The following is a 24,207-nucleotide window of genomic DNA, read 5'->3' as shown; positions in this document are numbered from 1 at the left end:
CCCCGGTGGGGCCTCGCTCAGACTTACACACCCAGACATTCATCGCATTTCGATCATCCGCGCCTGACCCGGGCCTCCCGGTCCGCCTCACCACCGGCGCCGACCAGCCCCTTGCCCACACCGTCGAGCCGGGAGCCGAACCGTTTCATCTCGCGCTGCCCGACCGTCCCTATCAACGCCGGGAGGTAGCCCCGGATCGACTGCATCCCGCGCAGCCACCACTGGGCGTACACGTGCGCGGAGCGGCGCTCGATCCCGGCGACGATCCGGTCGACCGCGGGGCCGAGCGGATACGTACGGTTCGTCGGCCACGGCAGCCGCTGCCGCAACTCCCGCATGACGTCGTCCTCGTCCGCACCGCGCACCATGTCCGTGTCGGTCCAGGACAGATAGCCGACCCCGACCTTCACGCCCCGGTAGCCGACCTCGCCGCGCAGGCAGTGCGCGAAGGCCTCCACACCCGACTTAGACGCGCAGTACGCGCTCATCATCGGCGCCGGGGTGATCGCGGCCAGCGACGCTATCTGGAGGAAGTACCCCCGGCTCTCCATGAGTACCGGCAGGAACGCCCGCGCCGTCACGGCGCCGCCGATGAGGTTCACCTCGACGACCCGGCGCCACGCCTCCGGATCGGAGTCCACCAGCGGTCCCCCGGTGGCGACACCGGCGTTGGCGACGACGACGTCGACCTTCCCGAAACGCTCCTTGACCTCGGCGGCGACCCGGCTCATCGCCACGTGGTCGGTGACGTCGGCGTACCAGTGGTCGCTCACCGAGTGCAGACGCTCCGAGACCTTCTTCAGCTCGTCCGGCTCCAGGCCGACCAGCGCCAGCACGGCACCGCGTGCCGAGAGCTTGCGGGCCAGCAGCTCGCCCACCCCGCGCGCCGCGCCCGTGACGACGACGACCTGACCTTCGAGACTCCGCCTGCCGCTCATGCGACCTCCTCCTCCTGGCTCACGGCTGCCGCCGTACCGCCCGCAGCTTCCACAGTGACGTACTCGGCCACCAGCTCGCGGAGCTTCGCCGTGACCACCTCGGGCGCCTCGACCGGTGTCATGTGGCCCATGCCCGTCAGTTCGGTGAGCCCGAGGCTGTGCGGCAACGCCGCCTCGACGGCCCTCGCGTGCACGGGCGGCGTCAGCCGGTCATCCGTACCCGCGATCACCGCGGTCGGCAGCCGAAGCTCCCGCACCCGCGCCTCGAGATCGAGCTCGGCGAGCACGTGCCCCCAGGCGACCCGCGCGCCGCGCGGACACGCATGGACGATCCTGGCACAGGCGTCCACCCGTTCCGGGGCCGAACCGCGACCCATCGTCGCGTATTTGAGGATCGCCCTGGAGACGGCGTTGACGGGGCCGAGCGGCGCACTCGCACCGAGGACCGCAGCGGTCATCCGGGTACGGAGCGCGCCGGCCCGCATCGGCAGGACCAGCGACTCGGCCGTCAGCCGCGAACTGCCGGTGCTGCACAGCAGCGCTGCCGCCCCGTGCTCCCGCACGGCGTCCCGGCCGCCCGCCGCCATCAGCGTCATACCGCCCATGGAGTGCCCGCCGAGCACCGCCTTCTGGCCCGGCGCGAGCGTCGCCCGCAGCACCGCCTCCAAGTCGTCGGCCAGCGCACGCGTGCTGTACCCGCCGGCTCCGGCAGCGGGCGTACGGCCGTGCCCCCGCTGGTCGTAGACGACGACCCGGTGGTCCACCGCCAGGTCGCGCACCTGCGCGTCCCAGAAGCGGGTGTTGCAGGTCCAGCCGTGCGACAGGACCACGGCGGGCGCACCGTCGGGCCCGTGCAGCTCGACGTTGACGCGTGAGCCGTCGGCGGAGACGGCGGTCAGTTCACGGACGGGTACGGGCGGCGCTTCCGCCCGCCTCTGCGGTCGGCTCATCGTGCGGCCTCCTCGGTCACGGCCTGTGCCGTGGAGTGGGTGACGGGTTTCCGGACGACCTCGTACTCACCCAGGTCCACCGAGCGCGTGGCCCGCCGGAACTCGGCCGTCGTACCGGGCCAGACCGTGGTGTTGCGTCCGGTGGAGTCCAGGTACCAGCTGGTGCAGCCCCCGGTGTTCCAGACGGTGCGCTTCATCCGGTCCTGGACCCGGCTGTTCCACGCGCCTACGGCCGAGGGACGCGCGTCGAGCGCGGCGTTCCCGCCCAGGACCTCCAACTGGCGCAGGTAGTCGGCCATGTAGTTCAGCTGGGACTCGATCATCAGGATCATGGAGGAGTTCCCGAGGCCCGTGTTGGGGCCGATGATCGTCATCCAGTTCGGGAAGCCGGCCGCGGTGGCACCCCGCAGTGCCTGCATCCCGTCCTTCCACGCCTCGGTGAGCGTGATGCCATCAGCGCCGACGACCCGCTCGGCTATGGGCATGTCCGTCACGTGGAAACCGGTGCCGAGGATGATCACGTCGGCCTCGGTCTCCGTGCCGTCGGAAGCGACCACGGTGGAACCGCGGACCTCGGCGAGCCCGGAGGCGACGACGTCCACGTTCGGCCGGGCGAGCGCCGGATAGTAGGCGTTGGAGAGCAGGATGCGCTTGCAGCCGATGCGGTACGAAGGGGTCAGCTTCGCCCGCAGCGCCGGGTCCTTGACCGCCCGCGCCATGTTGGCCTTGGCGATCGACTCGACGAGACCCAGCTGGTTGGGGTGCTTGGTGAAGGCGCCGACCTGCAACTCCCGGATGCCCCAGAGGAGTCCGCGGCGGGCGGTGCCCGTGAAGGGGAGCGAGCGGTGCAGCCACTTCTCGGCACCGCTGATGGCACGGTCCATGCGCGGCATCACCCAGGGCGGGGTCCGCTGGAAGAGGGTGAGGCGGCCGGCCTTCGGCTGGATCTCCGGGACGATCTGGATGGCCGAGGCGCCGGTGCCGATCACGGCGACACGCTTGCCGGTCAGGTCGTAGTCGTGGTCCCACTGCGCGGAGTGGAAGACCTTGCCGGGGAACTCGGCGAGCCCCGGGATGTCCGGCAGCTTGGGATCGGAGAGCGGGCCGGTGGCGGAGACGACCGCGTCGGCGGTGATGGTGGAGCCGTTCGCCGACTCGATCACCCAGTGCAGTTCGTCGTTGTCCCAGCGCATCACGGCGACTTCGTGGCCGAGCCTGATGTGCGGACGCAGTCCGAAGGTGTCGGCCACGTGCTCCAGGTAGGCGCGGATGTGCTCCTGGCCGGAGAAGGTGCGCGGCCAGTCGGGGTTGGGCGCGAAGGAGAACGAGTACAGGTGGGACGGTACGTCGCAGGCGCAGCCCGGGTAGCTGTTGTCGCGCCACGTGCCACCGACGGAACCGGCGCGCTCGAGGACCAGGAAGTCGGTGATGCCTTCGCGGCGGAGCCGGACCGCGGCCCCGAGGCCCCCGAATCCGGATCCGATCACCGCCACTCGTACGTGCTCGTGCTGGGCCATGCTGCCGCCTCCCCGCGGTACGTGCCACGACTCTGCCAGCAATCACTGGCACTGTTGGGAGGGTAGAGCAGCTCCGTACTGATGGGTAGGGGTCGGGACAAGGAAAGTTACCGGCGGTACAACATAGGGTGCGGGTGTGGCTGAAGGACACGAGCACCGCGAGTACCGCATGGGCGAGCTGGCCGAGGAGGCCGGCATCACCGTGCGCACCCTGCGCTTCTACCGGGAGCGCGGCCTGATCCAGCCGCCCCGGCGCGAGGGCCGCATCGCCTGGTACGACGACCACCACCTGGCCCGGCTGCGCACGATCACGGGCCTGCTGGAACGCGGCCACACCCTCAACGGCATCGCCGACCTGGCCGCCACCTTCGACAGCGGCCGCGACGTCGCCGAGGTGCTGGGCCTGGGCGAACCGACCGAGGAGACCCCGGTGCGGCTCACACCCGAGCAGCTCGCCGACTACTTCCAGGACCAGGCGACGGCGGAGAACCTGTCCGCCGCCCTCGAGCTGGGCTACCTGGCCACCGACGGCGACGAGATCGTGCACATCAGCCGCCGCCTGCTGGAGGCGTCGGCGGAACTCGTCCGGGCGGGGGTCCCGCTCTCCGCGGTGCTCTCGTCGGGCCGCCAGGTCCGCGAGCACGCGGACGCCCTGGCCGACCTGTGCGTACGCGTACTGCGCGCCCACACCGCACAGTCCGATCCGGACCAACTACGCACGCTGGCACATGCGGTGGTGGACGCGGAACTCTCGATGGCACTGGACCGCCGCCTGCGCGAAGACGACTGAGGACGCGCCGGACCCGAGGCCGCACCGCCGCCCGCGCCACCCTTCGCCCAGACCCCGGCGCGGGCGACCGGTGCGGGCGGCGGTGCGACCGGTGCGCCGGAGACCGGCGCGGGCGACCGGCCGCCGTCGCGTCGGAGACCGGCGCCGCGCACTCACGACCCGACGGCGGTCACCGCTCGTACGTCACGGTCACCGGCGCGTGGTCGCTCCACCGCTCACCGTGCGTCGCGGCGCGCTCCACCCACGCCTTCACGGCACGGCGGGCGATCCCCGGCGTCGCCACCTGGTAGTCGATCCGCCAGCCCGCGTCGTTGTCGAACGCCCGGCCGCGGTAGGACCACCAGGAGTACGGCCCCTCCTCGTCCGGGTGCAGGGCACGGACCACGTCCACGTACTCCGCCTCGTCGAAAACCCGCGTCAGCCACTCCCGCTCCTCGGGGAGGAATCCGGAGCTCTTGCGGTTGGCCTTCCAGTTCTTGAGGTCGGCCTCCTGATGGGCGATGTTCCAGTCGCCGCACACGACCACCTCGCGACCCTCGGCGGCAGCGCGTTCCCGGAGCCCTCGCAGATAGGGCAGGAAGGCGGCCATGAAGCGCTCCTTCTCCTCCTGCTTCTCCGTACCGACCTCCCCGGACGGCAGGTACAGGCTCGCCACCGTCACACCGGGGACGTCCACCTCGACGTACCGCCCGCTGCCGTCGAACTCCTCGGCGCCCGGGACACCGAATCCGCCGAAGCCGGTCTGGACGCGCTCCGGCGCATGACGCGTCAGGACGGAGACGCCCGCGCGCCCCTTGGCGGCGGCAGGGGCGGACACGACGTGCCAGCCCTCCGGATCACGGACCTCGTCGGGCAGCTGCTGCGGCTCGGCCCGCACTTCCTGGAGACAGATCACATCGGCCTCGGACCGCGCCAGCCACTCGACGAAGCCCTTCTTGGCGGCGGCACGGAGTCCGTTGACATTCACGGAGGTAACAGTCAGCATCCGGATACAGTACCTACACTCACTAGTGCATAGCTGTACTATCACTCGTATGCTTATCCAGCCTCGGCCGTTCGACCACCCCGACGCCGTCAAACTCAACGTCCGCGTGCAGCTCGAATACGCGGCGCTCTACGGCGACGGGGGCGACATCACCCCGCTCGACCCCACCATGTTCGACCCGCCCCACGGCCTGTACCTGCTCGCCTACGACGAGCAGGACCGCCCCGTGGCCACCGGTGGCTGGCGCAGCCAGGAGCGGAACGACGAGGGGTACTCGGACGGTGACGCCGAGATCAAGCGGATGTTCGTGATCCCCGAGGGCCGCGGCAGGGGCCTCGCCCGGCGCATCCTCGCCGCCCTGGAGGCCGACGCCCGAGCGGCGGGCCGCACCCGCATGGTCCTGGAGACCGGCGACCGGCAGCCCGAGGCGATCGCGCTGTACGCGTCGAGCGGCTACACGCGATGCGACAAGTTCGGCCACTACCGCACGTACGACAGCAGCGTCTGCATGGCCAAGCCCCTGGCCGTCCCGGCCCCCGGCCCCGCCCGGGGTTCCGCCTGACCCTCCGGCGCTACGGCACCCGCGCCACACCCACGTAGAACCCGCTCCGCTCGTACGCCGGCGCCGGCTCCTCCCGGTACCACTCGGGCGCCGTGACCAGCCCCGGCTCCACGAGCTCAAGCCCCTCGAAGAAGGGCTCGACCTCCGCACGCGTACGCATCCGGAGCGCGATGGAGCCCTTCCGGTAAGCGGACTCGGTCTCCTGCCTGAGCTCGGGGTGCTGATCGGCGGTACCGTGCGACAGCACCAGATAGCTCCCCGGAGGCAGCGCCGCGACCAGCGTGCGGGTGATGCCGTACGGGTCCTGCTCGTCGGGCAGGAAGTGCAGCAGCGCGATCAGCGACAGCGCGACCGGCCTCCCGAAGTCCAGGAACTCCGCGGCGCGTTCGAGAATCGCCTCCGGCTCCCGCACGTCCGCATGGATGTAGTCGGTCGCGCCCTCGGGACGGCTCACCAGGAGCGCCTCCGCGTGGCGCAGCACGATGGGGTCGTTGTCCGCGTAGACCACCCGGGACGCCGGGGCGACCTCCTGGACGATCTGGTGGAGGTTCGGCGCGGTCGGAATGCCGGTACCGATGTCCAGGAACTGGTCGACACCCCGCCCCGCCAGCCAGGCCGACGCCCGTTGCATGAAAGCCCGGTTCCGCGCCGCGTTGGCCCGCGCCTCGGCGGGCAGCTTCTCCGCGACCTCCTGGTCGACCGGGTAGTTGTCCTTCCCGCCCAGGAGCCAGTCGTACACGCGCGCCGGATGCGGCTTGCTGGTGTCGATGCGGGAGCTGGGTATACCGGCTGTCACAGGACGCTCCTCCATAAGGAATCGCGGACGGAGAACCCCGCACCCGATCCGGCTCGCGCCCCAACGGCGTTCCCCGGAAGGGCGGGTGGTCGAGACCACTCTAAGCGGTGCGCCCCGGACCCCTCATACATCGCCGCAACCGGCCACCGCCTCGACCGGTCCCGCCCGGCACCCGCCCGCGATCCCGGATCCGCGACGGCGACACGCAGGGAATCCAGGTCACCCGGGGGCGTGGCACCAACCGGCCCTGCCGAGCAGCCGACGTCGAACGAGGTGACCACCCGTCCGATCGGCCGTGCCGAGAAGCGGACGGAAACGACGAGATCCCGCCCGATCTGAACGATCGGACGGGATCTCGTGTGTGCGGTGGACCTGTGGGGATTTGAACCCCAGACCCCCTCGATGCGAACGAGGTGCGCTACCAGACTGCGCCACAGGCCCTTGCAACGAGTGAAACTCTAGCACCCCGGAAGGGCTGCTCGGAAATCCGTATCCCGGCAGGTCACCGAGCCGGATGCGCCGGGGGCTTCACTCGTTGGCGGCGCGGGGCCGGTCGTCCTCGTCGTACTGGTCGAAGAGCGGGGTCCGGCCCCTGTCCCGGGTGCGGCGGGGCTGGCCGGGCCTGCGGCGCGGGGCCTCGGCGGCCTCCGGGGCGGCGGTGTGCGAGGTGCCCGTGCGGGTGGGCTCGGCCTTGCTGGAGCGGGCGGCGCTCCAGGTCTCCGGGTCGCCGACCTCCACCCCTCCCGGGGCGCGCGGGGCGACCGGGGCGGTGACGTAGGTGGGGAGCGGCACCGGGACCGGCTCCCAGCTGTCGCCCTGGACCGGGCCGCGTTCACGCTGCTGGTCCACCCACTCCGCGTGGTCCGTCTGCTCGACGAGGGCGCGGCGGCCCGCTTCCTGGGGGGAGACCGTGGGGGCGGGCCCTTCGGGCTCCTCGTCCGGCTCGGCGGGAGCCGAGGCCGCTGACTGGTGCCTGCGCGGACGGTTCTCGCGCAGCCGCTGCGCGGCGTCCTCCGCGCGGCGCCGGTCCATGGTGAAGACGAAGCGCCGGCGTTCCTGTGCGCGCAGATGCACGATGTACGTGCTCAGCAGCACGGCCGGCACCGCGGGCGCCCACAGGAAGCGGAGCCCGCCCACGGCCGCGACGACGGCGCCGAGCGTGAACGCCATGAAGAGCATCGTGGTCGTACGCCGTCGGCGCGCCAGGACCTGCGAGCGGCGGCGCCGCTCCCGTTCGGATTCCGCGCCGGTGGGACGGCGGCGCCGGACCTGGGCCGGCGGCCGGTCCCGGGCGGACCGCTCGGGCTCCCGGTCGCGCACGCGCGCTTCCGTTTGTGCCGGAGGCGCGGAAAAGGCCCGGACGTCGACGGACTCCATACGGTCCGTGACGGCATCCGGGTCCACGTCGCCAGGCGCCTCCTCGGCCTCCCGCTCCCGCAGCTCCTTGGCGTAACGGCGCTCCATGGCCGCACGTCCGGACAGCAGCCGGATGGCGGTGCTGAAGCGCTCCGTCGGACGGGCTTCGTTGAGCTCGTCCTGCCTGCGGAGCCACATCGGTACCAAGTAGGCAGCCCAGGCCCCGACGATGACTGCGTAGATGAGGCCGCTGCTGCTCACTCTCACACCGTAGAGGGGTTTGCACGGCGGCATCCGCCAATTGGCCCGGTGTGTCGCACGATCAGGCTCAAATGACGGACTTTTTTTGTGATTGTTCGGATCAACAGTCGACGAAAGCGGGAGCGATTACCGTCAAGTGCCGATCAAATTCGAACACTTATATCATTTCACCGGGTGTTCGGGGCGCACCCGGCCGCACCCTGCGCCAACGCCGCAGAAGCCCGTCCGGCACCTCCTCGGCCGTGAGGGCGAAGATCAGGTGGTCACGCCACGCTCCGTCGATGTGCAGATAGCGTGGGCGCAGCCCCTCCGAGCGGAATCCGAGTTTCTCCACGACCCTTCGGCTGGGTGCGTTCTCGGGCCGAATGCACACCTCGATCCGGTGGAGTCCGACCGTACGGAAGCAGTGGTCGACGGCGAGCGCCACCGCTGTCGGCATGACGCCGCGTCCCGCGACGCTCCGGTCCACCCAGTAACCGACGTGACCCGAGCACATCGAGCCCCAGGTGATGCCGGCCACCGTCAACTGGCCGACGAGGCGCCCCTCGTACTCGATGGCGAAGGGCAGCATCCGGCCACCGTTCGCCTCGGCGCGAAGGTGGCGGATCATCTGACGGTAGGTGGGGCGCTGGGCCACGGGGCCGCCGGGTGCGGGCGGCGGGACCGTCGCCTCCCAGGGGCGCAGCCAGTCGCGGTTACGCCGGTTGACCTCGCGCCACATGCTCCGGTCGCGCAGCTTTATCGGCCGGAGCGTGACGGCGCCGTCGGTCAGGATCACCGGCCAGGTCCGGACGTTCAGCTCGGGCTCCCCGGTCGAGCGTGGTCTCCGCCGCGCAGCTGGTCGACAGCGTGCACCAGCAGCCGGCCCAGCACGGCGAGCCCGTCGCGTACGCCCCCGGTCGAACCGGGCAGGTTCACGATCAGGGTGCGGTCCGCGACTCCGGCGAGGCCGCGGGACAGCGCGGCGGTGGGGACCTTGTCCCGGCCCTCGGCACGGATGGCCTCGGCGATGCCGGGGATCTCGCGGTCGAGGACGCCGCGGGTGGCCTCGGGGGTGCGGTCGGTGGGCGAGATGCCCGTCCCGCCGGTGGTGACGATCACGTCGTAGCCCGCGTCCACGCCTGCCCGCAGGGCCGCCCGGACCGGGTCGCCGTCGGGAACGATCTGCGGACCCTCGACCGCGAACCCGAGACCGGTGAGGGCCTCGGCGATGACCGGGCCGCCCTTGTCGGCGTACACGCCTGCCGACGCACGGTTGGAGGCGGTCACCACGAGGGCGCGGTACGCCCCGGTGTCCTTCGCACTGCGGGGCGCCGTCATGCGCGCGTCCCCTCCGGCGTGGGGCGCCGGTAGTCGCCGGACTTGCCGCCCGACTTCGCCTCGACCCGTACGTCCGTGATCACCGCGCTCTTGTCGACCGCCTTGATCATGTCGATCACCGTGAGGGCGGCGACCGACACTGCGGTCAGGGCCTCCATCTCGACCCCCGTGCGGTCCGTCGTCTTCACGGTCGCCAGGATCTCCACCGCGTCGTCGGCGACGGTGAGGTCGACCTCGACGCCGGAGACGGCGAGCGGGTGGCACAGCGGGATCAGGTCGGGGGTGCGCTTCGCACCCATGATCCCGGCGATCCGCGCGGTGGCGAGCGCGTCGCCCTTCGGCACGCCCTCGCCCCTGAGGAGTTCGACCACATGCGGTGATACGAGGACCCGGCCGCTCGCGCGGGCGACGCGTGCCGTGACGTCCTTCTCCGACACGTCGACCATGCGGGCCGCGCCCGCCTCGTCGATGTGCGTCAGCCTGTTCTGCGTACTCAACTCACTCCGCCTAGCGGTAGGGCGCCGGTCGCCGCCCGTCCCGCGCGGAGGCGCGGGACGGGGGTCCGGGGGGCTTCCCCCCGGTAAGGCACAGCGCCAGATACCGTACCGCCACCGCGCGGAAGTCAGCGGAGGAGGATCACCTCGGTGTCCGCGCCGGGCTCGGCGGAGGTGATGTCCTCGGGCAGCACGATCAGCGCGTCCGCCTGTGCCAGGGCCGCGATCAGATGTGACCCGGGTCCCCCGACGGGAGTCACGGTGCCCGCCTCGGCGTCGTACGTGCCGCGCAGGAACTGCCGCCTGCCCGCGGGCGAGGAGAGCGCCTCGTCGGTGCTGAGCGCGGCACGGACCTTCGGGCGGTGTACGTCCTTGAGGCCCATCAGGGTCAGGATCGCCGGCCGCACGAACAGTTCGAAGGAGACGTACGAGGAGACCGGGTTGCCGGGCAGCGCCAGCAGCGGCGTGTGCTCGGGGCCGATGGAGCCGAAGCCCTGCGGTTTGCCCGGCTGCATGGCGAGCTTGCGGAAGTCGACGCCACCGCCGGCCTCGTCCGCGTCGCCCACCGAGGACAGCGCCTCCTTGACCACGTCGTACGCCCCGACGCTCACACCGCCGGTGGTGACGACGATGTCGGCGCGGATCAGCTGGTCCTCGATGGTGGCCCGCAGCGTCTCGGCGTCGTCGGCGACCGCGGGTACGCGATACGCGATGGCTCCCGCGTCCCGGGCGGCGGCCGTCAGCGCGAAGCTGTTGGAGTCGTAGATCCGGCCGCCGGTCAGCTCCTCGCCCGGCTGCGCCAGCTCGCTGCCGGTGGAGAGCACGACCACGCGCGGACGGGGCCGCACCCGCACCGTGGAGCGCCCGATCGCGGCGAGCAGCCCGATCTGCGGCGGGCCCACGACGGCGCCGGCACGCAGCGCCACGTCACCGGGCCTCACGTCGCTGCCCTTGGCCCGGACATGGGCGCGGGGCTTGACGGGGCGGTGGATCCGGACCTCCCCGCTCGCGCCCTCGGGCGCGTCGCTGTGGGCCCGCATGGAGACGGCCGGACCTCCGCCGGTCCCGCCGTCCGTCCACTCGACGGGGACGACCGCCTCGGCTCCCGCGGGCAGCGGGGCACCCGTCATGATGCGGGCGGCCTCGCCAGGGCCCACGGACCGGCCGTCGGCCAGGCCCACGTCGCCCGCGGCGACGTCGCCGATGACGGTGAGGACGGCGGGGAACTCCTCGCTGGCACCCTCGACATCGGAGATCCGGACGGCATACCCGTCCATCGAGCTGTTGTCGAAGGGCGGCAGGGCCACCTCCACCACGACGTCCTCGACCAGGACACAGCCCTGGGCGTCGGGGAGTTGCAACTCGATTGGCTCGAGCGGCCTCACCGCGGCGAGGATGTCGTCCAGGTGCTCGTCCACCGACCAGATCGTGCTGCTCAAGCTGCTACAACTCCTCGGTGACGTAACTGCGCAGCCAGGACCGGAAGTCCGGGCCCAGGTCCTCACGTTCGCACGCGAGTCTGACAATGGCACGCAGATAGTCGCCGCGGTCACCGGTGTCGTAGCGGCGGCCCTTGAAGACGACGCCGTGCACCGGGCCGCCGACCTTCTCGTCCTGTGCGAGCAGTTGCAGCGCGTCGGTGAGCTGGATCTCGCCGCCGCGGCCGGGCTCGGTGTGACGCAGTATCCCGAAGACGGCCGGGTCGAGCACGTAGCGGCCGATGACGGCGAGGTTGCTGGGCGCCTCCCCGGGACCGGGCTTCTCCACCAGACCGGTGACCCGCACGACGTCGCCGTCGGTGGTGCCCTCGGTGGCCGCGCAGCCGTACTGGTGGATCTGGGAGGGCTCGACCTCCATCAGGGCCACGACGCTGCCGCCCTCGCGCTCCTGGATCTCGACCATCCGGGCGAGCAGCGGGTCGCGCGGGTCGATGAGGTCGTCGCCGAGGAGGACGGCGAACGGCTGGTCGCCGACGTGCGGTGCGGCGCACAGGACGGCGTGGCCGAGTCCGCGGGGGTCGCCCTGGCGCACGTAGTGCATGGTCGCCAGGTCGCTGGACTCCTGGACCTTGGAGAGCCGTTCGGCGTCCCCCTTGCGGGTCAGCGCGGACTCCAGCTCGTAGTTCCGGTCGAAGTGGTCCTCCAGGGGACGCTTGTTTCGACCGGTGATCATCAGCACGTCGGAGAGGCCTGCGGCCACCGCCTCCTCGACGACATACTGAATCGCGGGCTTGTCGACGACAGGCAGCATCTCTTTGGGAGTGGCCTTGGTGGCCGGCAGGAACCGGGTGCCGAGACCTGCAGCTGGGATGACAGCTTTGCTGATCCTGGGGCGCGACTGAGTCATGCGGAGCACTGTAACCGGTGCGTATGGGCGGAAGATGAGCGTCCGGTTAACTTCGTCCTCATACATCCACATAAACGAGCCATGCGAGCACCCGTTGAACGATGACATGTCCCGAAAGGCACTACTGCGGCGTGAACTGCTCGCCGCACGCAGGCTTCTGACCTCCGAAGACGTGAGAAACGCCGCTTCGGTTCTCGCGTCGGCCGCGGCAGATCTTCCGGAGCTGGCCGGCGCCGGGACCGTGGCCGCCTACGTGTCCGTCGGACGGGAGCCAGGAACCCATGTGCTCCTGGACACACTGCGCGCGCGAGGCGTACGCGTACTGCTCCCGGTGCTCCTGGCGGACAACGACCTGGACTGGGCCGCCTTCGAGGGCGCGGAGCATCTCGCACCCGCCGGCCGCGGGCTGCTGGAGCCGGACGGCGCGCGCCTCGGCCCCGGCGCCGTCCTCGAAGCGGACGCGGTCCTGCTGCCCGGACTCGCCGTGGACGCGCGTGGAACACGGCTGGGGCGCGGCGGGGGCAGCTACGACCGGGTGCTGGCCCGGCTGTCCGCGGCCGGGGCCGACCCGGCCCTCGTGGTCCTGCTGTACGACGACGAGGTGGTCGCGCGGGTCCCTGAGGAACCGCACGACCACCCCGTCGATGCCGTGGTCACGCCGGCCGGAACACGGCGCTTCCCGCCCGGGCCAGGACCCCGGCCCTAGGGTTTCCTGAGCGTGAGGGTGTCGACGGTCGAGCCGTCCACCCCGTCCGCCGTGTAGGACCAGTCCAGCAGTTCCCCGTCGACCCACTTGTCGGTCTGGTCGGTGTAATGGGCGCTGAAGGCGTGACCGGAGGCACCGGTGAGGTTGATCCAGCGGGACTTGTCCCAGTCCCCCACGTTGACGACCATCCGCATCGACGGCACCCAGACGACCTCGTAGCCACCAGCGGCGTTCCAGCCGGAGGCGTTGACCGCGGCCTCGCCGCCGCCGAGGTCCCAGGGCCCACGGTTCAGGGCCCGCTGCAGGAGGGAGGGCCCCTCCTTGCCGAGGGTCTGGTTGCGCAGGGTCAGCTGGTGCAGCCGGCCCCAGCTCCAGGTGCTGATGTCCTTGCCGAGCTCGGCGGTCAACTCCCAGCGGGCGTCGCCCATGGCCCGGGCGAAGAGTTCGTCGCGACTGTCGATCGCCGCTTCGCGCCCCTTGGCCGGGACCTTCCACCAGTCGTTGTCCTGGTCGTCCAGGATGTTCTCGACCACCTCGTACCAGCGGTCGCCGCCGTCCGGCTGGGCCGCGTCCGGCGCCCGCTGGCCGCACTCCCGTACGAGCTTGTCCTGGTCGTCCACCGGCCCGGTGCCCGTGACCGGCTCGACGTAGACGCAGTCGCCCTTGGCCCGCATCTCCTTGGGCAGCTTGTCACCGAACGCCAGCTTGAGGATGTTGCGCCATACGCCGTTGAAGTAGGCCGCAGCCGCGGAGTCGGACTCCTGGGTGTAGTCCCATCCCTCCAGCAGCTTCTGGGCCTCACGGACGCTCTTGTCCGAGATCCCGATCTTCAGCAGCTCGGGCACGAGCTCCGCGGCGATGGCGCTGTGGTTGTCCATCTGGAGCTGCTGCATGTCGTCGGTCGAGATCTTCCCGCCGCCCTTGATCTTCGACTCGACGAGGTCGTTGATCCGCTGGCTGCGGGCGCCGTAGCCCCAGTCCTTGGTGAGCAGGTTGGGGTACTTGTCGTCGTCGATGACGGCCTGGTTGGCCGTGACGATGTAGCCGCGCTCGGGGTCGTACTCGTACGGCAGCTCGTCGAAGGGGATCGGCTCCTTCTCCCAGCCGTACTTGGAGGACCAGCCGGGGCTGGGCAGTGTGCCGTCGCCCTGGAGGCGGACCGGGATCGTGCCGGGCGCCTGGTAGCCGATGTGGCCCTCGGTGTCCGCGTAGACGAGGTTCTGCGACGGCACCTCGAAGTGGGCGGCCGCCTTGCGGAAGCTCGTGAAGTCCTTGGCGCGGTTGAGCTCGAAGACCGCGTCCATGGAGTGGCCGGCCTTCAGCGCCGTCCACTTCAGGGCGACCGCGTAGCCGTCGCCGCGGTCGGGCGCGGAGTTGATGACGGGAGCCTTCTTGCCGACCTTCTCCAGCTCGCCGCTGCGGTCGGAGAGCAGGGGGCCGTTGTTGGTCTCGCGGACCGTGATCTTCCGGCTCCTGCCGCCCGCGACCTTGATGGTCTCCTCACGGCTGACGAAGGGCTCGGTCCTGCCGTCGTACTGGTAGCCGTCGGCGGAGACCTTCTCCAGGAACAGGTCGGTGACGTCGGCTCCGAGGTTGGTGAAGCCCCAGGCGATGTTCTGGTTGTGGCCGATGATCACCCCGGGCATCCCGGAGAACGTGTAGCCGGCCGTGTCGTACTTGCAGCTCGCCGAGACCTTCCGGCAGTGCAGCCCCATCTGGTACCAGAGGGAGGGGAGTTGCGGCGCCAGGTGCGGGTCGTTGGCCAGCAGCGGGTTCCCGGTCGCCGTGTACTTGCCGGAGACGACCCAGGAGTTCGAGCCGATGCCGGTGCCGTTGGGCCCCAGCAGCGCGGGGATCTCGTCCAGGGTGTCGGAGAGCGCCGAGAGCTGCGTGTTCACGCCCGCGGTCGCGTCCTCGGCCGTCCGGGACCCGATGCCGCCGGACGGCTGGGCCTTCGGGTCGAACTTTCCGGTGACCGGGTCGATCCCGCCCTGGTCGACGATCGGGTCGTGGTCCTCGGGATAGGCCGGGTAGAGATCCTTGATCTGCTCGGCGTCGAGCCTGCTGGTCATCAGCGAGCGGTCGATCTCGTCCTGCATGTTCCCGCGCAGGTCCCAGGCCATCGCCTTCAGCCAGGCGACCGAGTCGACCGGGGTCCACTCGGTGGGCTTGTAGTCGTTGGTCAGCCCGAGCGCCGCGTACTCGACGGAGATGTCCTTGCCGTCCTTGCCCTCCAGGTACGCGTTCACCCCGTCCGCGTAGGACCGGAGGTTCTTCTTGGTCTCCTCGCTCAGGACCGTGTCGTACTCCTCCTGGGCGACCTTGCGCCAGCCCAGCGTGCGGAGGAAGGAGTCGGTCTCGACCTGACCCGCGCCGAACATCTCGGAGAGGCGGCCCGAGGTCATGTGGCGGCGTACGTCCATCTCCCAGAAGCGGTCCTGGGCCTGTACGAAGCCCTGGGCGCGGAAGAGGTCGCTGTCGGTGTCCGCGTAGATCTGCGGGATCCCGTAGCTGTCGCGTTTGACGTCCACGTCACCGGTCAGGCCCTTGAGCTCCGTGGAACCGGTGGTCTGCGGGTACGAGGCCCGGACCGTCGATACGGACCAGTACGCGCCGAAACCGACACCCGCGACAAGCGCCAGCACCAGGACGATCACGAACAGGCGGGCGCGTCGCCCCTTCTTCCTGCCGGCCGTCTTCGCATCGGAAGACCCGGAAGGGGCGGTTGTGTTGGCGGGCATCGCTGTCCTTCGAGGGGCAGGGTGGTCCTGGGAGTGCAGGAGCAACCATAGGCGCCCCGCCGAAGCCACTCGGACGCGGTATGGGGATGCATCCATTTGCGCACCGGTTCGCACGGACGGTCGAAGGCATCAAGAAAGCGTTAAAGATTAGGTAAGGTAACGAAGTACTGGCCGCCGGAGGCCGATCCGGAAGGCGTACGCAGGGAAGGACCGGACCCTGACTGTCCACGCGCTCAACGAACTTCTGCTCGTCTGCTCACTCGTCCTGCTGGTCGCCGTCGCGGCCGTACGCATCTCGTCCCGCAGCGGGCTCCCCAGCCTGCTCCTGTACCTCGGCATCGGGATCGCCATGGGGCAGGACGGCATCTTCGACGTCAGGTTCGACAACGCCGAGCTGACCCAGGTGATCGGCTACGCCGCCCTGGTCGTCATCCTGGCCGAGGGCGGGCTCGGCACGAAGTGGAAGGAAGTGAGACCCGCGCTGCCGGCGGCGGCCCTGCTGTCGACCGTAGGCGTGGGCATCAGCGTGGGCGTCACCGCGAGCGCGGCGCACTACCTCGTGGGGCTCGACTGGCGGCAGGCCCTGATCATCGGCGCCGTCGTGTCCTCGACCGACGCGGCAGCAGTCTTCTCCGTCCTGCGCAAGGTCCCCCTCCCGTCCCGCATCACCGGCGTCCTGGAGGCCGAATCCGGCTTCAACGACGCGCCCGTGGTGATCCTCGTGGTCGCGTTCTCCGCCGTCGGCCCGGTGGAGCACTGGTACGTACTGGTCGGCGAGATAGCCCTGGAACTGACGATCGGCGCGGCGATCGGCCTCGCCGTCGGCTGGCTCGGCTCCTTCGGGCTGCGCCATGTGGCGCTGCCGGCCTCCGGCCTCTACCCGATCGCCGTGATGGCCATCGCCGTGTCCGCCTACGCGGCGGGTGCCATGGCGCACGGCAGCGGGTTCCTGGCCGTCTACCTCGCGGCGATGGTCCTCGGGAACTCCAAACTGCCGCACTGGGCCGCCACCCGCGGCTTCGCGGACGGGCTCGGCTGGCTGGCCCAGATCGGCATGTTCGTCCTGCTCGGCCTGCTGGTCGCACCGCACGACCTCATCGACGACTTCTGGCCGGCCGTGGTCGTGGGGCTGGTACTGACCGCCGTCGCACGGCCGTTGTCGGTCTTCGTCAGCCTCGCGCCGTTCCGGCTGCCACAGCGTGAGAAGGCGCTGATGTCCTGGGCGGGACTGCGCGGCGCCGTCCCCATCGTCCTGGCGACCATCCCCATGGTGTCCGGCATCGAGGGCAGCACCAGGGTCTTCAACATCGTCTTCGTGCTCGTCATCGTCTACACGCTCATCCAGGGGCCGACGCTGCCCTGGCTGGCCAGGGCTCTGAAGATCTCCGACGACCCGTCCGAGACAGCCGACCTCGGCATCGAGTCGGCGCCCCTGGAGCGGCTGCGCGGCCATCTGCTGTCCGTCGCGGTCCCCGGCAGGTCGAAGATGCACGGCGTGGAGGTGGCGGAGCTCCGGCTGCCCGCCGGGGCCGCGGTCACCCTGGTCGTGCGGGAAGGGAAGAGCTTCGTACCCGCGCCCTCGACCGTGCTGCGCCGGGGGGACGAACTGCTGGTGGTCGCGACGGACCCGGTGCGCGACGCCACGGAGGCCCGGCTGCGGGCGGTCGGCGAGGGCGGCAAGCTGGCCGGCTGGCTGGGGGCCGGCGGCGCCGTCCGCCGGAAGGGCGGCCCGGCGGAGACGCCCCACATCGCGAAACTCGCCAAGCGCCTCGGCAGGAGCGAGGAGGACAAGGCGGGAGACAGGCCCGCCCGTAGGTGACCGGAGGCACCCGACGGGCGTATGCGCGCAATCGCAGGTGCGGGCGGGTGGAGACCTGTAAGATGAAGGACCGGATCTCCTGATCCACATGATTCGAACTTGATCGACCGATTCTGATCGACCAACTCTGCCTGACGCAGAGCTGGCGCGACCCGTATGGCGGTCGTGGCGCCTTCGCCTCTGGAGCGAGTGCCCGGCATCTACCGCAGTTCCGCGCGAAGAGGACAGCTCTCGGCAGTTCCCGCACACCCTCGCACCCCCTGGTGCGGGCGGACCCCGGGAGCACGGCCACCAGGCGGCAGAAAGGCAAGGACCGTGGCGTCCACGGTCTCCGACCGCCCCGGTTACGGGCAGTTGCTGCGCACCCCTGGTGCGTGGACCTTCCTCCTCCCGGGCTTCGCCGCCCGGCAGCCGTTCGCGATGCTGACCATCGGCATCGTGCTCCTGGTCCAGCACACCACCGGCTCCTTCGGCAGCGCGGGCGCGGTGGCCGCGGTCTCGGGCGTCTCGATGGCCCTGTTCGCCCCGCAGACCGGCAGGCTCGCCGACCGGTTCGGCCAGCGCGCCGTACTCCTGCCGGGGGTCGTGGCTCATGCCGCTTCCGTCGGCACGCTCACCGCGCTCGCCCTCGCGGACGCGCCGCTGTGGGTCCTGTTCCTCGCAGCGGTACCCACCGGGGCGTCCATCCCGCAGGTCGGGCCCATGGTGCGGGCGCGTTGGGCGGCCCTGCTCGGCTCGGCCCCGGGACGTCCCGCCTCACCGCTGATGGCCACGGCCGCCGCCTTCGAGTCCGTGACCGACGAGTTCACCTTCGTCGTCGGGCCGGTACTCGCGACCGCCCTGTGCACCGGCGTACACCCGGCGGCCGGACTGATCGCCGAGGCGGCGCTGACACTCGTCGGCGGCGTCCTGTTCGCCGCGCAGCGCTCCACCCAGCCCGCACCCCGGAGCGCGGCCACGGCGACGGAACCGCACCGCTCGGCGCTCTCGGTGCCCGGCGTGCGCGTCCTCGCGATCAGCTTCCTGGGCATCGGCGCCGTGTTCGGAGGCATGCAGGTCTCCCTGACCGCGTTCTCCGAGGAGATCGGCCGCCCGGGCGTGAACGGCCTGCTGTACGGGGTCTTCGCGGCCGGCAACATGCTGGCCGGCATCGCCTGCGGGGCCGTCGCCTGGAAGAGCAGCCCGCGGCGCCGGCTGATCGTCGGCTACGTGGCCCTGACGCTGACCGCGTCCGGTCTCTGGGCCGTGCACTCGGCTCCGCTGCTGGCGGGGCTCGGACTGCTCGTCGGGCTGTGCATCGCTCCGGCCCTGATCAGCGGCTACACCCTGGTCGAGGCGCTCGTGCCGGCATCGGCCAGGACCGAGGCCTTCACCTGGCTCACCGGCGCGGTGGCGCTCGGCCAGGCGGCGGCCGTCACCGTGGCCGGACAACTCGCCGACGCCCATGGCGCGAGCACCGGTTTCCTGGTCCCGCTGGGGGGCACCGCGCTGGCCCTGGCGACCCTGCTGGCCCTGCGTTCCCGGCTGACTCCGAGGTCCGTGGGACGGACCGTGGCACGTGGGATCGGTCACCGCGAGCCGGTCACGGTGGACTGATCGCTCGGAATACGTCAGTATGGAACGTCGTTAGCACTCACTGAGTGAGAGTGCCAGGAGGAGCAAGTGCCGACCTATCAGTACCAGTGCACCGAATGCGGCGAGGGCCTCGAGGCGGTGCAGAAGTTCACCGATGATGCCCTGACCGTGTGCCCGAACTGCGAGGGACGCCTCAAGAAGGTGTTCTCGGCGGTCGGCATCGTCTTCAAGGGTTCCGGTTTCTACCGGAACGACAGCCGTGGCTCCTCGTCGAGCAGCACGACGGCCGCCAAGACCTCGGGTTCGTCCGGCGGATCCTCGTCGGGCTCGGAGTCGAAGGGATCGGAGTCGAAGCCTGCCGCCTCGGCCTCCTCCACGTCCTCCGGCTCCACGTCGTCCGCCTCGTCGGCTTCGTCCTCGTCGTCGAGCGGTACGTCGGCCGCCTGAGGTCACCCGCGTACACCGCACGTCCCACCGGGACCCCGCCGATCGAATCGGCGGGGTCCCGGTCGTGTGCGCCCGGTTAGTGTGACCGCATGGTGAACGCAGAAGCGGCAACAGCGGATATCGGTGTCATCGGCGGATCGGGGCTGTACTCCTTCCTGGAGGACGTGACCGAGGTCAAGGTGGACACCCCGTACGGAGCTCCGAGCGACTCCGTCTTCCTGGGCGAGATCGCGGGCCGACGGGTGGCATTCCTCCCGCGCCACGGCAGCGGCCACCACCTGCCGCCGCATCGCATCAACTACCGCGCCAACCTGTGGGCCTTGCGCTCCGTCGGCGTACGCCAGGTGCTCGGGCCGTGCGCCGTGGGCGGTCTGCGCCCGGAGTACGGGCCGGGCACCCTGCTCGTGCCGGACCAGCTCGTCGACCGCACCAAGGCCCGTACGCAGACGTACTACGACGGCGAGACCAGGGCCGACGGTACCGAACCGAACGTGGTGCACCTCGGCTTCGCCGACCCGTACTGCGCCGAGGGACGCAAGGCGGCCCTGGCGGCGGCACGCGGACGCGAGTGGGAGCCGGTGGACGGCGGCACGCTGGTCGTGGTCGAGGGGCCCCGCTTCTCGACCCGCGCCGAGTCGCGCTGGCACGCGGCGATGGGCTGGTCGGTGGTGGGTATGACGGGGCACCCGGAAGCGGTGCTCGCCCGTGAACTGGGCCTGTGCTACACGACGATGACGCTGGTCACCGACCTCGACGCGGGGGCCGAGGCCGGCGAGGGCGTCAGCCACGGAGAGGTGATGAAGGCGTTCGCCGCCAACGTGGACCGGCTGCGTGCGGTGCTCTTCGACACCGTGGCGGCCCTCCCGGCGAACGAGGACCGCGACTGCGCCTGTACGCGCGCGCTGGACGGGATCGACACGGGGATCGAGCTGCCCTAGCGCGGGCGGCCGGGGCAGGACGCCCGCGGGCCCCCGACCGGCGGGTCCGGCCGGGGGGCTTCCGTGGGTACGCGGCTGATCCTTCGGCTTGAAAGACCTTGTCGCGCTCGGGACTTGGCCGGAGTGCCGGCCGGGGACACCTGCGGGTGACGGAGTTGTCCACATCATGCGGGTCGTCCACAGGCCCGAGCGGGAAATCCGCGGACGGTGGATCGTGAGGGGAGTTCGGCGGGCATCCCGCCGGGCTCCCCTCACGGCTGTCCGCGTGGGCTCCTCCGGGGCCCGCTCGCGCGGGCGCCCCTTCCGGATGTCGCGCGCGGACCTGCTTCACGGGTCCCTCGCGAACTTCCCGCAGGGGTCCCTCGCGGACTTCCCTCAGGGCTCTTCTCGCGGACTTCCCTCACGACAGGTGGTGTTGGCCATGTTCCCGTCCGTACCCGATACCCGTCCCGCGCCTCCCGCCCCGTGCGGCGTGCCGGCCTTCGGGCCCCTGAGAGTGCGCGGCGACGGGCGACGAATCCTGCGGGCGCTGCGCGGCCGGCGCCGGGCACTGGCCGCGGGGTTCGCCCTGGCCTCCGCCGTACTCGCCGCTTCGGAGCTGGGCGTGGAGAGAGGCACGGTGGCCGCTGCCGGAAGCGCGCCACCGGGCCCGGAGCGGCGGGCCCTACGGCTCGTGTCCGCCCCGGTGCGGATCGCCGACGCCGCCACGGTCGGGCTGCTGAGCCCCGGGGACCGCGTCGACGTGATCGCGGCGGCCGGCGGGGACGCGGAGGCGACAGTGGTGGCTCGCGACGCGCGTGTGGCGAAGATCCCTCGCGGTGCGGGCGCCGAAGGATCGGCGTCCGCCGGGGCCGACGGCGCGGCGGGTGGGGGAAGCGGCGCCCTGGTGGTCCTTTCCGTGGAGCGGCGGACCGCTGCGGCCCTGGCGGGCGCCGGGGCCGCAGGACGGCTCGCGGTGGCGGTGACCCATGCCGAACAGCGCTGACATGGTGTCGCCGATTCACTCGTCCGACGTAGCTGATTGGACATCGGTCCCCTCTGCAGCCTTGTGTGACAAGGCAGTTCGGTCCCCCCACGGTGCACACAGAGGAAGGCTCACATGTGAGCGAGAAGAAAGTCGGCCTGCTGGAGGGGTTCAAAGCCTTCCTGACGCGGGGCAATGTGATCGACCTCGCGGTAGCCGTCGTCATCGGTGCCGCCTTCACCAACGTGGTGAACGCGGTCGTCAAGGGAGTCATCAATCCGCTGGTCGGTGCCTTCGGCACGCAGGACCTGGAGAAGTACCGCTCCTGCCTGCAAGGCCCGTGTGCGGTGGATCCGGAGACCGGAAAAGCCCTGGGCATCGAGATCCTGTGGGGGGCGGTGCTCAGCTCGGTCCTCAGCTTCGTGATCACCGGGGCCGTCGTCTACTTCCTGATGGTGCTGCCCATGGCGAAGTACCTCGCCAGGCGCGCGGCCGCCCAGGCGGCGAAGGAGGGTGTGCAGGAGACCCTGGAAGTGAGCGAGCTGGAGGTGCTGAAGGAGATCCGGGACGCGCTGGTCGCCCAGCGCGGCCCGGCTGCCTAGGATCTCCCGCCGACGCTCGGCGGAACCGGGTCGCAGGACCCTCCCGGCCGCCCCGCACCGGGCAGGAGTCAGACGTGGTGGGGCGGCTTCTCGTCGAGGAAGCGGGCGAGGTCGGCGGCGCTGTCGCCGACCGGAGCCCGCTCGCCCCACCCTCGGTCCGTGTCGTCCGAGGACTGCCGGTCCAACGGATCGTCGAAGATCAGAGCCGACGGCTTGGGCCCGGGCTCGCGCGGCGGCTGCTGCTCCTGCGGCGGCTTCGGTTCTCTCGGTCCGGAGGTGGGGGCGGTACTCATGCCTCCAGGGTACGGCGGGCTCTCAGCGGTCCTTCGGGTCGAGCAGCCAGAGGCCCAGGACGACGACGAACGACAGGCACAGGAAGCCCGCTCCCCACCAGGCCGTGCCGGTGTCGCCCTCCATCCACACGTTCACGACCTCGGTCAGCGCCCACAGCTGACCCACGACGACGCTCATGGCCAGCACCACCAGCCGGGCGGTCAGCTTCGCGGAGCGCTCGGGTTCCTGTTCCGTGCCCGCGCCGGAGCCGGTGCGGCGCACCCGCGGATCGGCGTAACCACTGGTGGGGCGGATCTGGGGGTACCGCTCGCGGAGCGGGCGGTTCAGCTCGGCGCGCTCGCTGCCGGGGCGATAGCCGGGCGGCGTCGCGGGACGGCCGGGCGGCCGTGGCGGCTCGACCCGGTCCAGGGGCTCCGTCATGGCCGCTCCCCGGATGTCGAGGCGCGGGGTCGCGGGACCACCGGTGGCGCCTCGGCGCCTCCCCCGGTACCCGGGCAGCCGATCCGGTCGGCGAGGTCCGGGCGGCTGTCGCCGAGCCGGCGGCACAGCCCCTCCTCGGCGCTCTCTGAACCCGTCGCCCAGGTGGCCCGCACCCCGGGCCCGACGACTCGCCCCCGCCGCCCTGGTGCGCGACGGGATGCCGCGCCCCGGATCCACGCCCTCACGCCCCTGACGCACTCCCCAGGCACACACCTCCGATTCGCACCCCCCGGTTCGCGCCCCGGGCTCACAGCCTCATGTTCACGCCCCCGCACGATCGCCCTCGGCGTCGGTCCGACCTCACCCGCGCCCGGGCGCAGGAACCCGGGGGTGCCGCACACGCGACGGCCAAGGGCCGCCGCGAGAGCGCGCGTGCGGGCGGGCTCAGCACGGGCCGGGCATCGTGTGGGAACTTTCTGCGTGCGCGGTACGTTTTTCGCGAACCCCGGTCACGATGTCAGACCCAGGGACTACGTTATGCACGCATCGGGTAACACGCGGCAACGGCCTGGAGACAGCACCTTGAGCGATCCGTACGAGACAACCGAGCAGCACCTCGAGCGACTCCTGCGATGCGCCCTCAACTCCTTCGACCTGTCCGACACCACGGTCGACCGGCTCGGCACGGCCCTGGCGCACAGCAGCTCCCTCCATTCGTCCCATCACAGCTCCGCACTGCACCGCGAGACCTACCGGCACACCTACCTGCTCTCCGACGGCACGGCACTCACCCTGTGGGAGCTCGTGCACGGCGGCGGCAGGGACGACGCCGAGGCCGCACGCCGCCACGAGCTGTACGACGAGGAGAGTGACGCGCAGATCGCGGCGGCGCGGCTCGCGGGCAGTCTCTGGGACACCGCGGCGCCGGGCGACGACAGTCTGCGGGAGGACCTGGAGGCCCTCACGCTACTGATGAGCGTCCCTCCGGTGCCCACGCCCCGGATGTACGCCCAGGACAACTCGGCGGACCACGCCCGTCGCGTCCTGCGCCGCGCGGAGAACGCCGACCGGCCGGGCGCCGCCACCACCGGCCTGCTCCGGGCCGCCTTCGCCCACCACATCACCCAGATCTTCGGCCGCCAGTACCACGTCGACGGACGTGACGCCGGTTTCACCCTCTACGAGCACGCCTTCCTGCTCCTGGACGGCTCCGAGACGAGCCTGTGGGAGGTCGAGCACACGGCCACCCCGGACGGCCGTCACATGTGCGAGGTGTACGACGACGAGCAGTCCGCCCGCCGGGCCATGGAGAACCGCACCCGGATCTGCTGACCGGTGCCCGACCCGCGGACCGGGCACCGGGCAGGCCGGGAAGGTGTCCTGAAG

General features: G+C 71.2%; 24 protein-coding genes, 1 tRNA gene and 1 pseudogene. 10 read left to right on the top strand and 16 right to left on the bottom strand.

The window, feature by feature from the left end; genetic code table 11:
* Nucleotides 1-53 precede the first annotated feature (53 nt).
* The 3 genes from AB0I83_RS20300 to AB0I83_RS20290 are packed head-to-tail and all read right to left on the bottom strand — an operon-like array spanning nt 54 to nt 3,405.
* Nucleotides 54-938 (bottom strand): SDR family oxidoreductase, encoded by an 885-nt coding sequence (locus tag AB0I83_RS20300; protein WP_363305595.1) that lies wholly within the window; start codon nt 936-938, stop codon nt 54-56.
* The gene (locus AB0I83_RS20295; RefSeq protein WP_363305594.1) at nt 935-1,888 is read right to left on the bottom strand and encodes an alpha/beta fold hydrolase; all 954 of its coding nucleotides are present in this window, start codon (nt 1,886-1,888) and stop codon (nt 935-937) included. Before AB0I83_RS20295 ends, AB0I83_RS20300 begins: the two co-directional genes overlap by 4 nt.
* Nucleotides 1,885-3,405, bottom strand: a complete 1,521-nt coding sequence (locus tag AB0I83_RS20290; RefSeq protein WP_363305593.1) for an NAD(P)/FAD-dependent oxidoreductase — start codon at nt 3,403-3,405, stop codon at nt 1,885-1,887. The genes AB0I83_RS20295 and AB0I83_RS20290 overlap by 4 nt, the downstream gene beginning before the upstream one ends.
* A gap of 169 nt (nt 3,406-3,574) precedes the next feature.
* Between AB0I83_RS20290 and AB0I83_RS20285 the strand changes: the two genes are divergently transcribed.
* The gene (locus tag AB0I83_RS20285; RefSeq protein WP_363305678.1) at nt 3,575-4,195 is read left to right on the top strand and encodes a MerR family transcriptional regulator; all 621 of its coding nucleotides are present in this window, start codon (nt 3,575-3,577) and stop codon (nt 4,193-4,195) included.
* 169 nt (nt 4,196-4,364) lie between these two features.
* Here the strand turns inward: AB0I83_RS20285 and AB0I83_RS20280 are convergent, their stop codons facing one another.
* On the bottom strand, nt 4,365-5,180 hold the full coding sequence (locus AB0I83_RS20280; RefSeq protein WP_363305592.1) for an exodeoxyribonuclease III: 816 nt from the start codon (nt 5,178-5,180) through the stop codon (nt 4,365-4,367).
* 49 nt (nt 5,181-5,229) lie between these two features.
* Between AB0I83_RS20280 and AB0I83_RS20275 the strand changes: the two genes are divergently transcribed.
* Nucleotides 5,230-5,742, top strand: a complete 513-nt coding sequence (locus AB0I83_RS20275) for a GNAT family N-acetyltransferase (RefSeq protein ID WP_356535164.1) — start codon at nt 5,230-5,232, stop codon at nt 5,740-5,742.
* A gap of 10 nt (nt 5,743-5,752) precedes the next feature.
* On the opposite strand, the gene AB0I83_RS20270 is transcribed toward AB0I83_RS20275, so the two are convergent.
* The 8 genes from AB0I83_RS20270 to galU all read right to left on the bottom strand — a co-directional run bounded on the left by AB0I83_RS20270 (nt 5,753) and on the right by galU (nt 12,315).
* Nucleotides 5,753-6,538, bottom strand: a complete 786-nt coding sequence (locus tag AB0I83_RS20270; RefSeq protein ID WP_356841702.1) for an SAM-dependent methyltransferase — start codon at nt 6,536-6,538, stop codon at nt 5,753-5,755.
* A gap of 367 nt (nt 6,539-6,905) precedes the next feature.
* Nucleotides 6,906-6,979 (bottom strand) — tRNA-Ala (locus AB0I83_RS20265).
* Nucleotides 6,980-7,066: 87 nt separating this feature from the next.
* Nucleotides 7,067-8,188 (bottom strand): gephyrin-like molybdotransferase receptor GlpR, encoded by a 1,122-nt coding sequence (gene glpR / locus AB0I83_RS20260; protein ID WP_363305591.1) that lies wholly within the window; start codon nt 8,186-8,188, stop codon nt 7,067-7,069.
* A gap of 124 nt (nt 8,189-8,312) precedes the next feature.
* A complete protein-coding gene (locus tag AB0I83_RS20255) occupies nt 8,313-8,933 on the bottom strand; it encodes a GNAT family protein (RefSeq protein WP_356535161.1) in 621 nt (206 codons plus the stop codon).
* Nucleotides 8,934-8,950: 17 nt separating this feature from the next.
* Complete coding sequence (locus tag AB0I83_RS20250) at nt 8,951-9,475, bottom strand: MogA/MoaB family molybdenum cofactor biosynthesis protein (protein ID WP_363305590.1); 525 nt, start codon at nt 9,473-9,475, stop codon at nt 8,951-8,953.
* On the bottom strand, nt 9,472-9,972 hold the full coding sequence (gene moaC / locus AB0I83_RS20245) for a cyclic pyranopterin monophosphate synthase MoaC (protein ID WP_356535159.1): 501 nt from the start codon (nt 9,970-9,972) through the stop codon (nt 9,472-9,474). The genes AB0I83_RS20250 and moaC overlap by 4 nt, the downstream gene beginning before the upstream one ends.
* Nucleotides 9,973-10,097: 125 nt before the next feature.
* A complete protein-coding gene (glp, locus tag AB0I83_RS20240; RefSeq protein ID WP_363305589.1) occupies nt 10,098-11,408 on the bottom strand; it encodes a gephyrin-like molybdotransferase Glp in 1,311 nt (436 codons plus the stop codon).
* 4 nt (nt 11,409-11,412) lie between these two features.
* Nucleotides 11,413-12,315, bottom strand: coding sequence for a UTP--glucose-1-phosphate uridylyltransferase GalU (gene galU / locus AB0I83_RS20235; protein ID WP_356535157.1), 903 nt, complete (start codon nt 12,313-12,315; stop codon nt 11,413-11,415).
* A gap of 106 nt (nt 12,316-12,421) precedes the next feature.
* On the opposite strand from galU, the gene AB0I83_RS20230 reads away from it, so the two are divergent.
* The gene (locus AB0I83_RS20230; RefSeq protein ID WP_363305588.1) at nt 12,422-13,021 is read left to right on the top strand and encodes a 5-formyltetrahydrofolate cyclo-ligase; all 600 of its coding nucleotides are present in this window, start codon (nt 12,422-12,424) and stop codon (nt 13,019-13,021) included.
* Here AB0I83_RS20230 and AB0I83_RS20225 read toward each other — a convergent pair.
* Nucleotides 13,018-15,762: a penicillin acylase family protein gene (locus tag AB0I83_RS20225; protein WP_363305587.1), complete on the bottom strand. Its 2,745-nt coding sequence runs from the start codon at nt 15,760-15,762 to the stop codon at nt 13,018-13,020. The two genes, AB0I83_RS20230 and AB0I83_RS20225, sit on opposite strands and share 4 nt — an antisense overlap.
* A 244-nt stretch (nt 15,763-16,006) precedes the next feature.
* On the opposite strand from AB0I83_RS20225, the gene AB0I83_RS20220 reads away from it, so the two are divergent.
* The 6 genes from AB0I83_RS20220 to AB0I83_RS20195 all read left to right on the top strand — a co-directional run bounded on the left by AB0I83_RS20220 (nt 16,007) and on the right by AB0I83_RS20195 (nt 22,107).
* Nucleotides 16,007-17,581 (top strand): potassium/proton antiporter, encoded by a 1,575-nt coding sequence (locus tag AB0I83_RS20220; RefSeq protein ID WP_363305677.1) that lies wholly within the window; start codon nt 16,007-16,009, stop codon nt 17,579-17,581.
* Between the two features lie 315 nt (nt 17,582-17,896).
* A complete protein-coding gene (locus AB0I83_RS20215; RefSeq protein WP_356535154.1) occupies nt 17,897-19,177 on the top strand; it encodes an MFS transporter in 1,281 nt (426 codons plus the stop codon).
* Between the two features lie 66 nt (nt 19,178-19,243).
* Nucleotides 19,244-19,603, top strand: a complete 360-nt coding sequence (locus AB0I83_RS20210) for an FmdB family zinc ribbon protein (protein WP_363305586.1) — start codon at nt 19,244-19,246, stop codon at nt 19,601-19,603.
* An 89-nt stretch (nt 19,604-19,692) separates the two neighbouring features.
* Nucleotides 19,693-20,541 (top strand): S-methyl-5'-thioadenosine phosphorylase, encoded by an 849-nt coding sequence (locus tag AB0I83_RS20205; RefSeq protein WP_363305585.1) that lies wholly within the window; start codon nt 19,693-19,695, stop codon nt 20,539-20,541.
* A 421-nt stretch (nt 20,542-20,962) separates the two neighbouring features.
* Nucleotides 20,963-21,526 (top strand): RcpC/CpaB family pilus assembly protein, encoded by a 564-nt coding sequence (locus AB0I83_RS20200; RefSeq protein ID WP_363305584.1) that lies wholly within the window; start codon nt 20,963-20,965, stop codon nt 21,524-21,526.
* A 116-nt stretch (nt 21,527-21,642) separates the two neighbouring features.
* Nucleotides 21,643-22,107, top strand: coding sequence for an MscL family protein (locus tag AB0I83_RS20195; RefSeq protein WP_363305583.1), 465 nt, complete (start codon nt 21,643-21,645; stop codon nt 22,105-22,107).
* Nucleotides 22,108-22,175: 68 nt separating this feature from the next.
* On the opposite strand, the gene AB0I83_RS20190 is transcribed toward AB0I83_RS20195, so the two are convergent.
* The 3 genes and pseudogenes from AB0I83_RS20190 to AB0I83_RS20180 form a co-directional block, all read right to left on the bottom strand.
* Nucleotides 22,176-22,400 (bottom strand): hypothetical protein, encoded by a 225-nt coding sequence (locus AB0I83_RS20190; RefSeq protein ID WP_363305582.1) that lies wholly within the window; start codon nt 22,398-22,400, stop codon nt 22,176-22,178.
* Nucleotides 22,401-22,422: 22 nt separating this feature from the next.
* The gene (locus AB0I83_RS20185) at nt 22,423-22,821 is read right to left on the bottom strand and encodes a hypothetical protein (RefSeq protein ID WP_363305581.1); all 399 of its coding nucleotides are present in this window, start codon (nt 22,819-22,821) and stop codon (nt 22,423-22,425) included.
* Nucleotides 22,818-22,967: pseudogene (locus tag AB0I83_RS20180) on the bottom strand ((2Fe-2S)-binding protein); the annotation flags it as partial. The pseudogene AB0I83_RS20180 and the gene AB0I83_RS20185, both read right to left, overlap by 4 nt.
* Nucleotides 22,968-23,403: 436 nt before the next feature.
* Between AB0I83_RS20180 and AB0I83_RS20175 the strand changes: the two are divergent.
* A complete protein-coding gene (locus tag AB0I83_RS20175) occupies nt 23,404-24,153 on the top strand; it encodes a DUF6227 family protein (RefSeq protein WP_363305580.1) in 750 nt (249 codons plus the stop codon).
* The last annotated feature ends 54 nt before the right edge of the window (nt 24,154-24,207 follow it).

It is taken from the genome of Streptomyces sp. NPDC049970, from assembly GCF_040660235.1.
In the GTDB taxonomy this organism is placed as follows: domain Bacteria; phylum Actinomycetota; class Actinomycetes; order Streptomycetales; family Streptomycetaceae; genus Streptomyces.
Note: the sequence above shows the minus strand (reverse complement) of the source record. Positions and strands in the feature narration are given on the sequence as shown.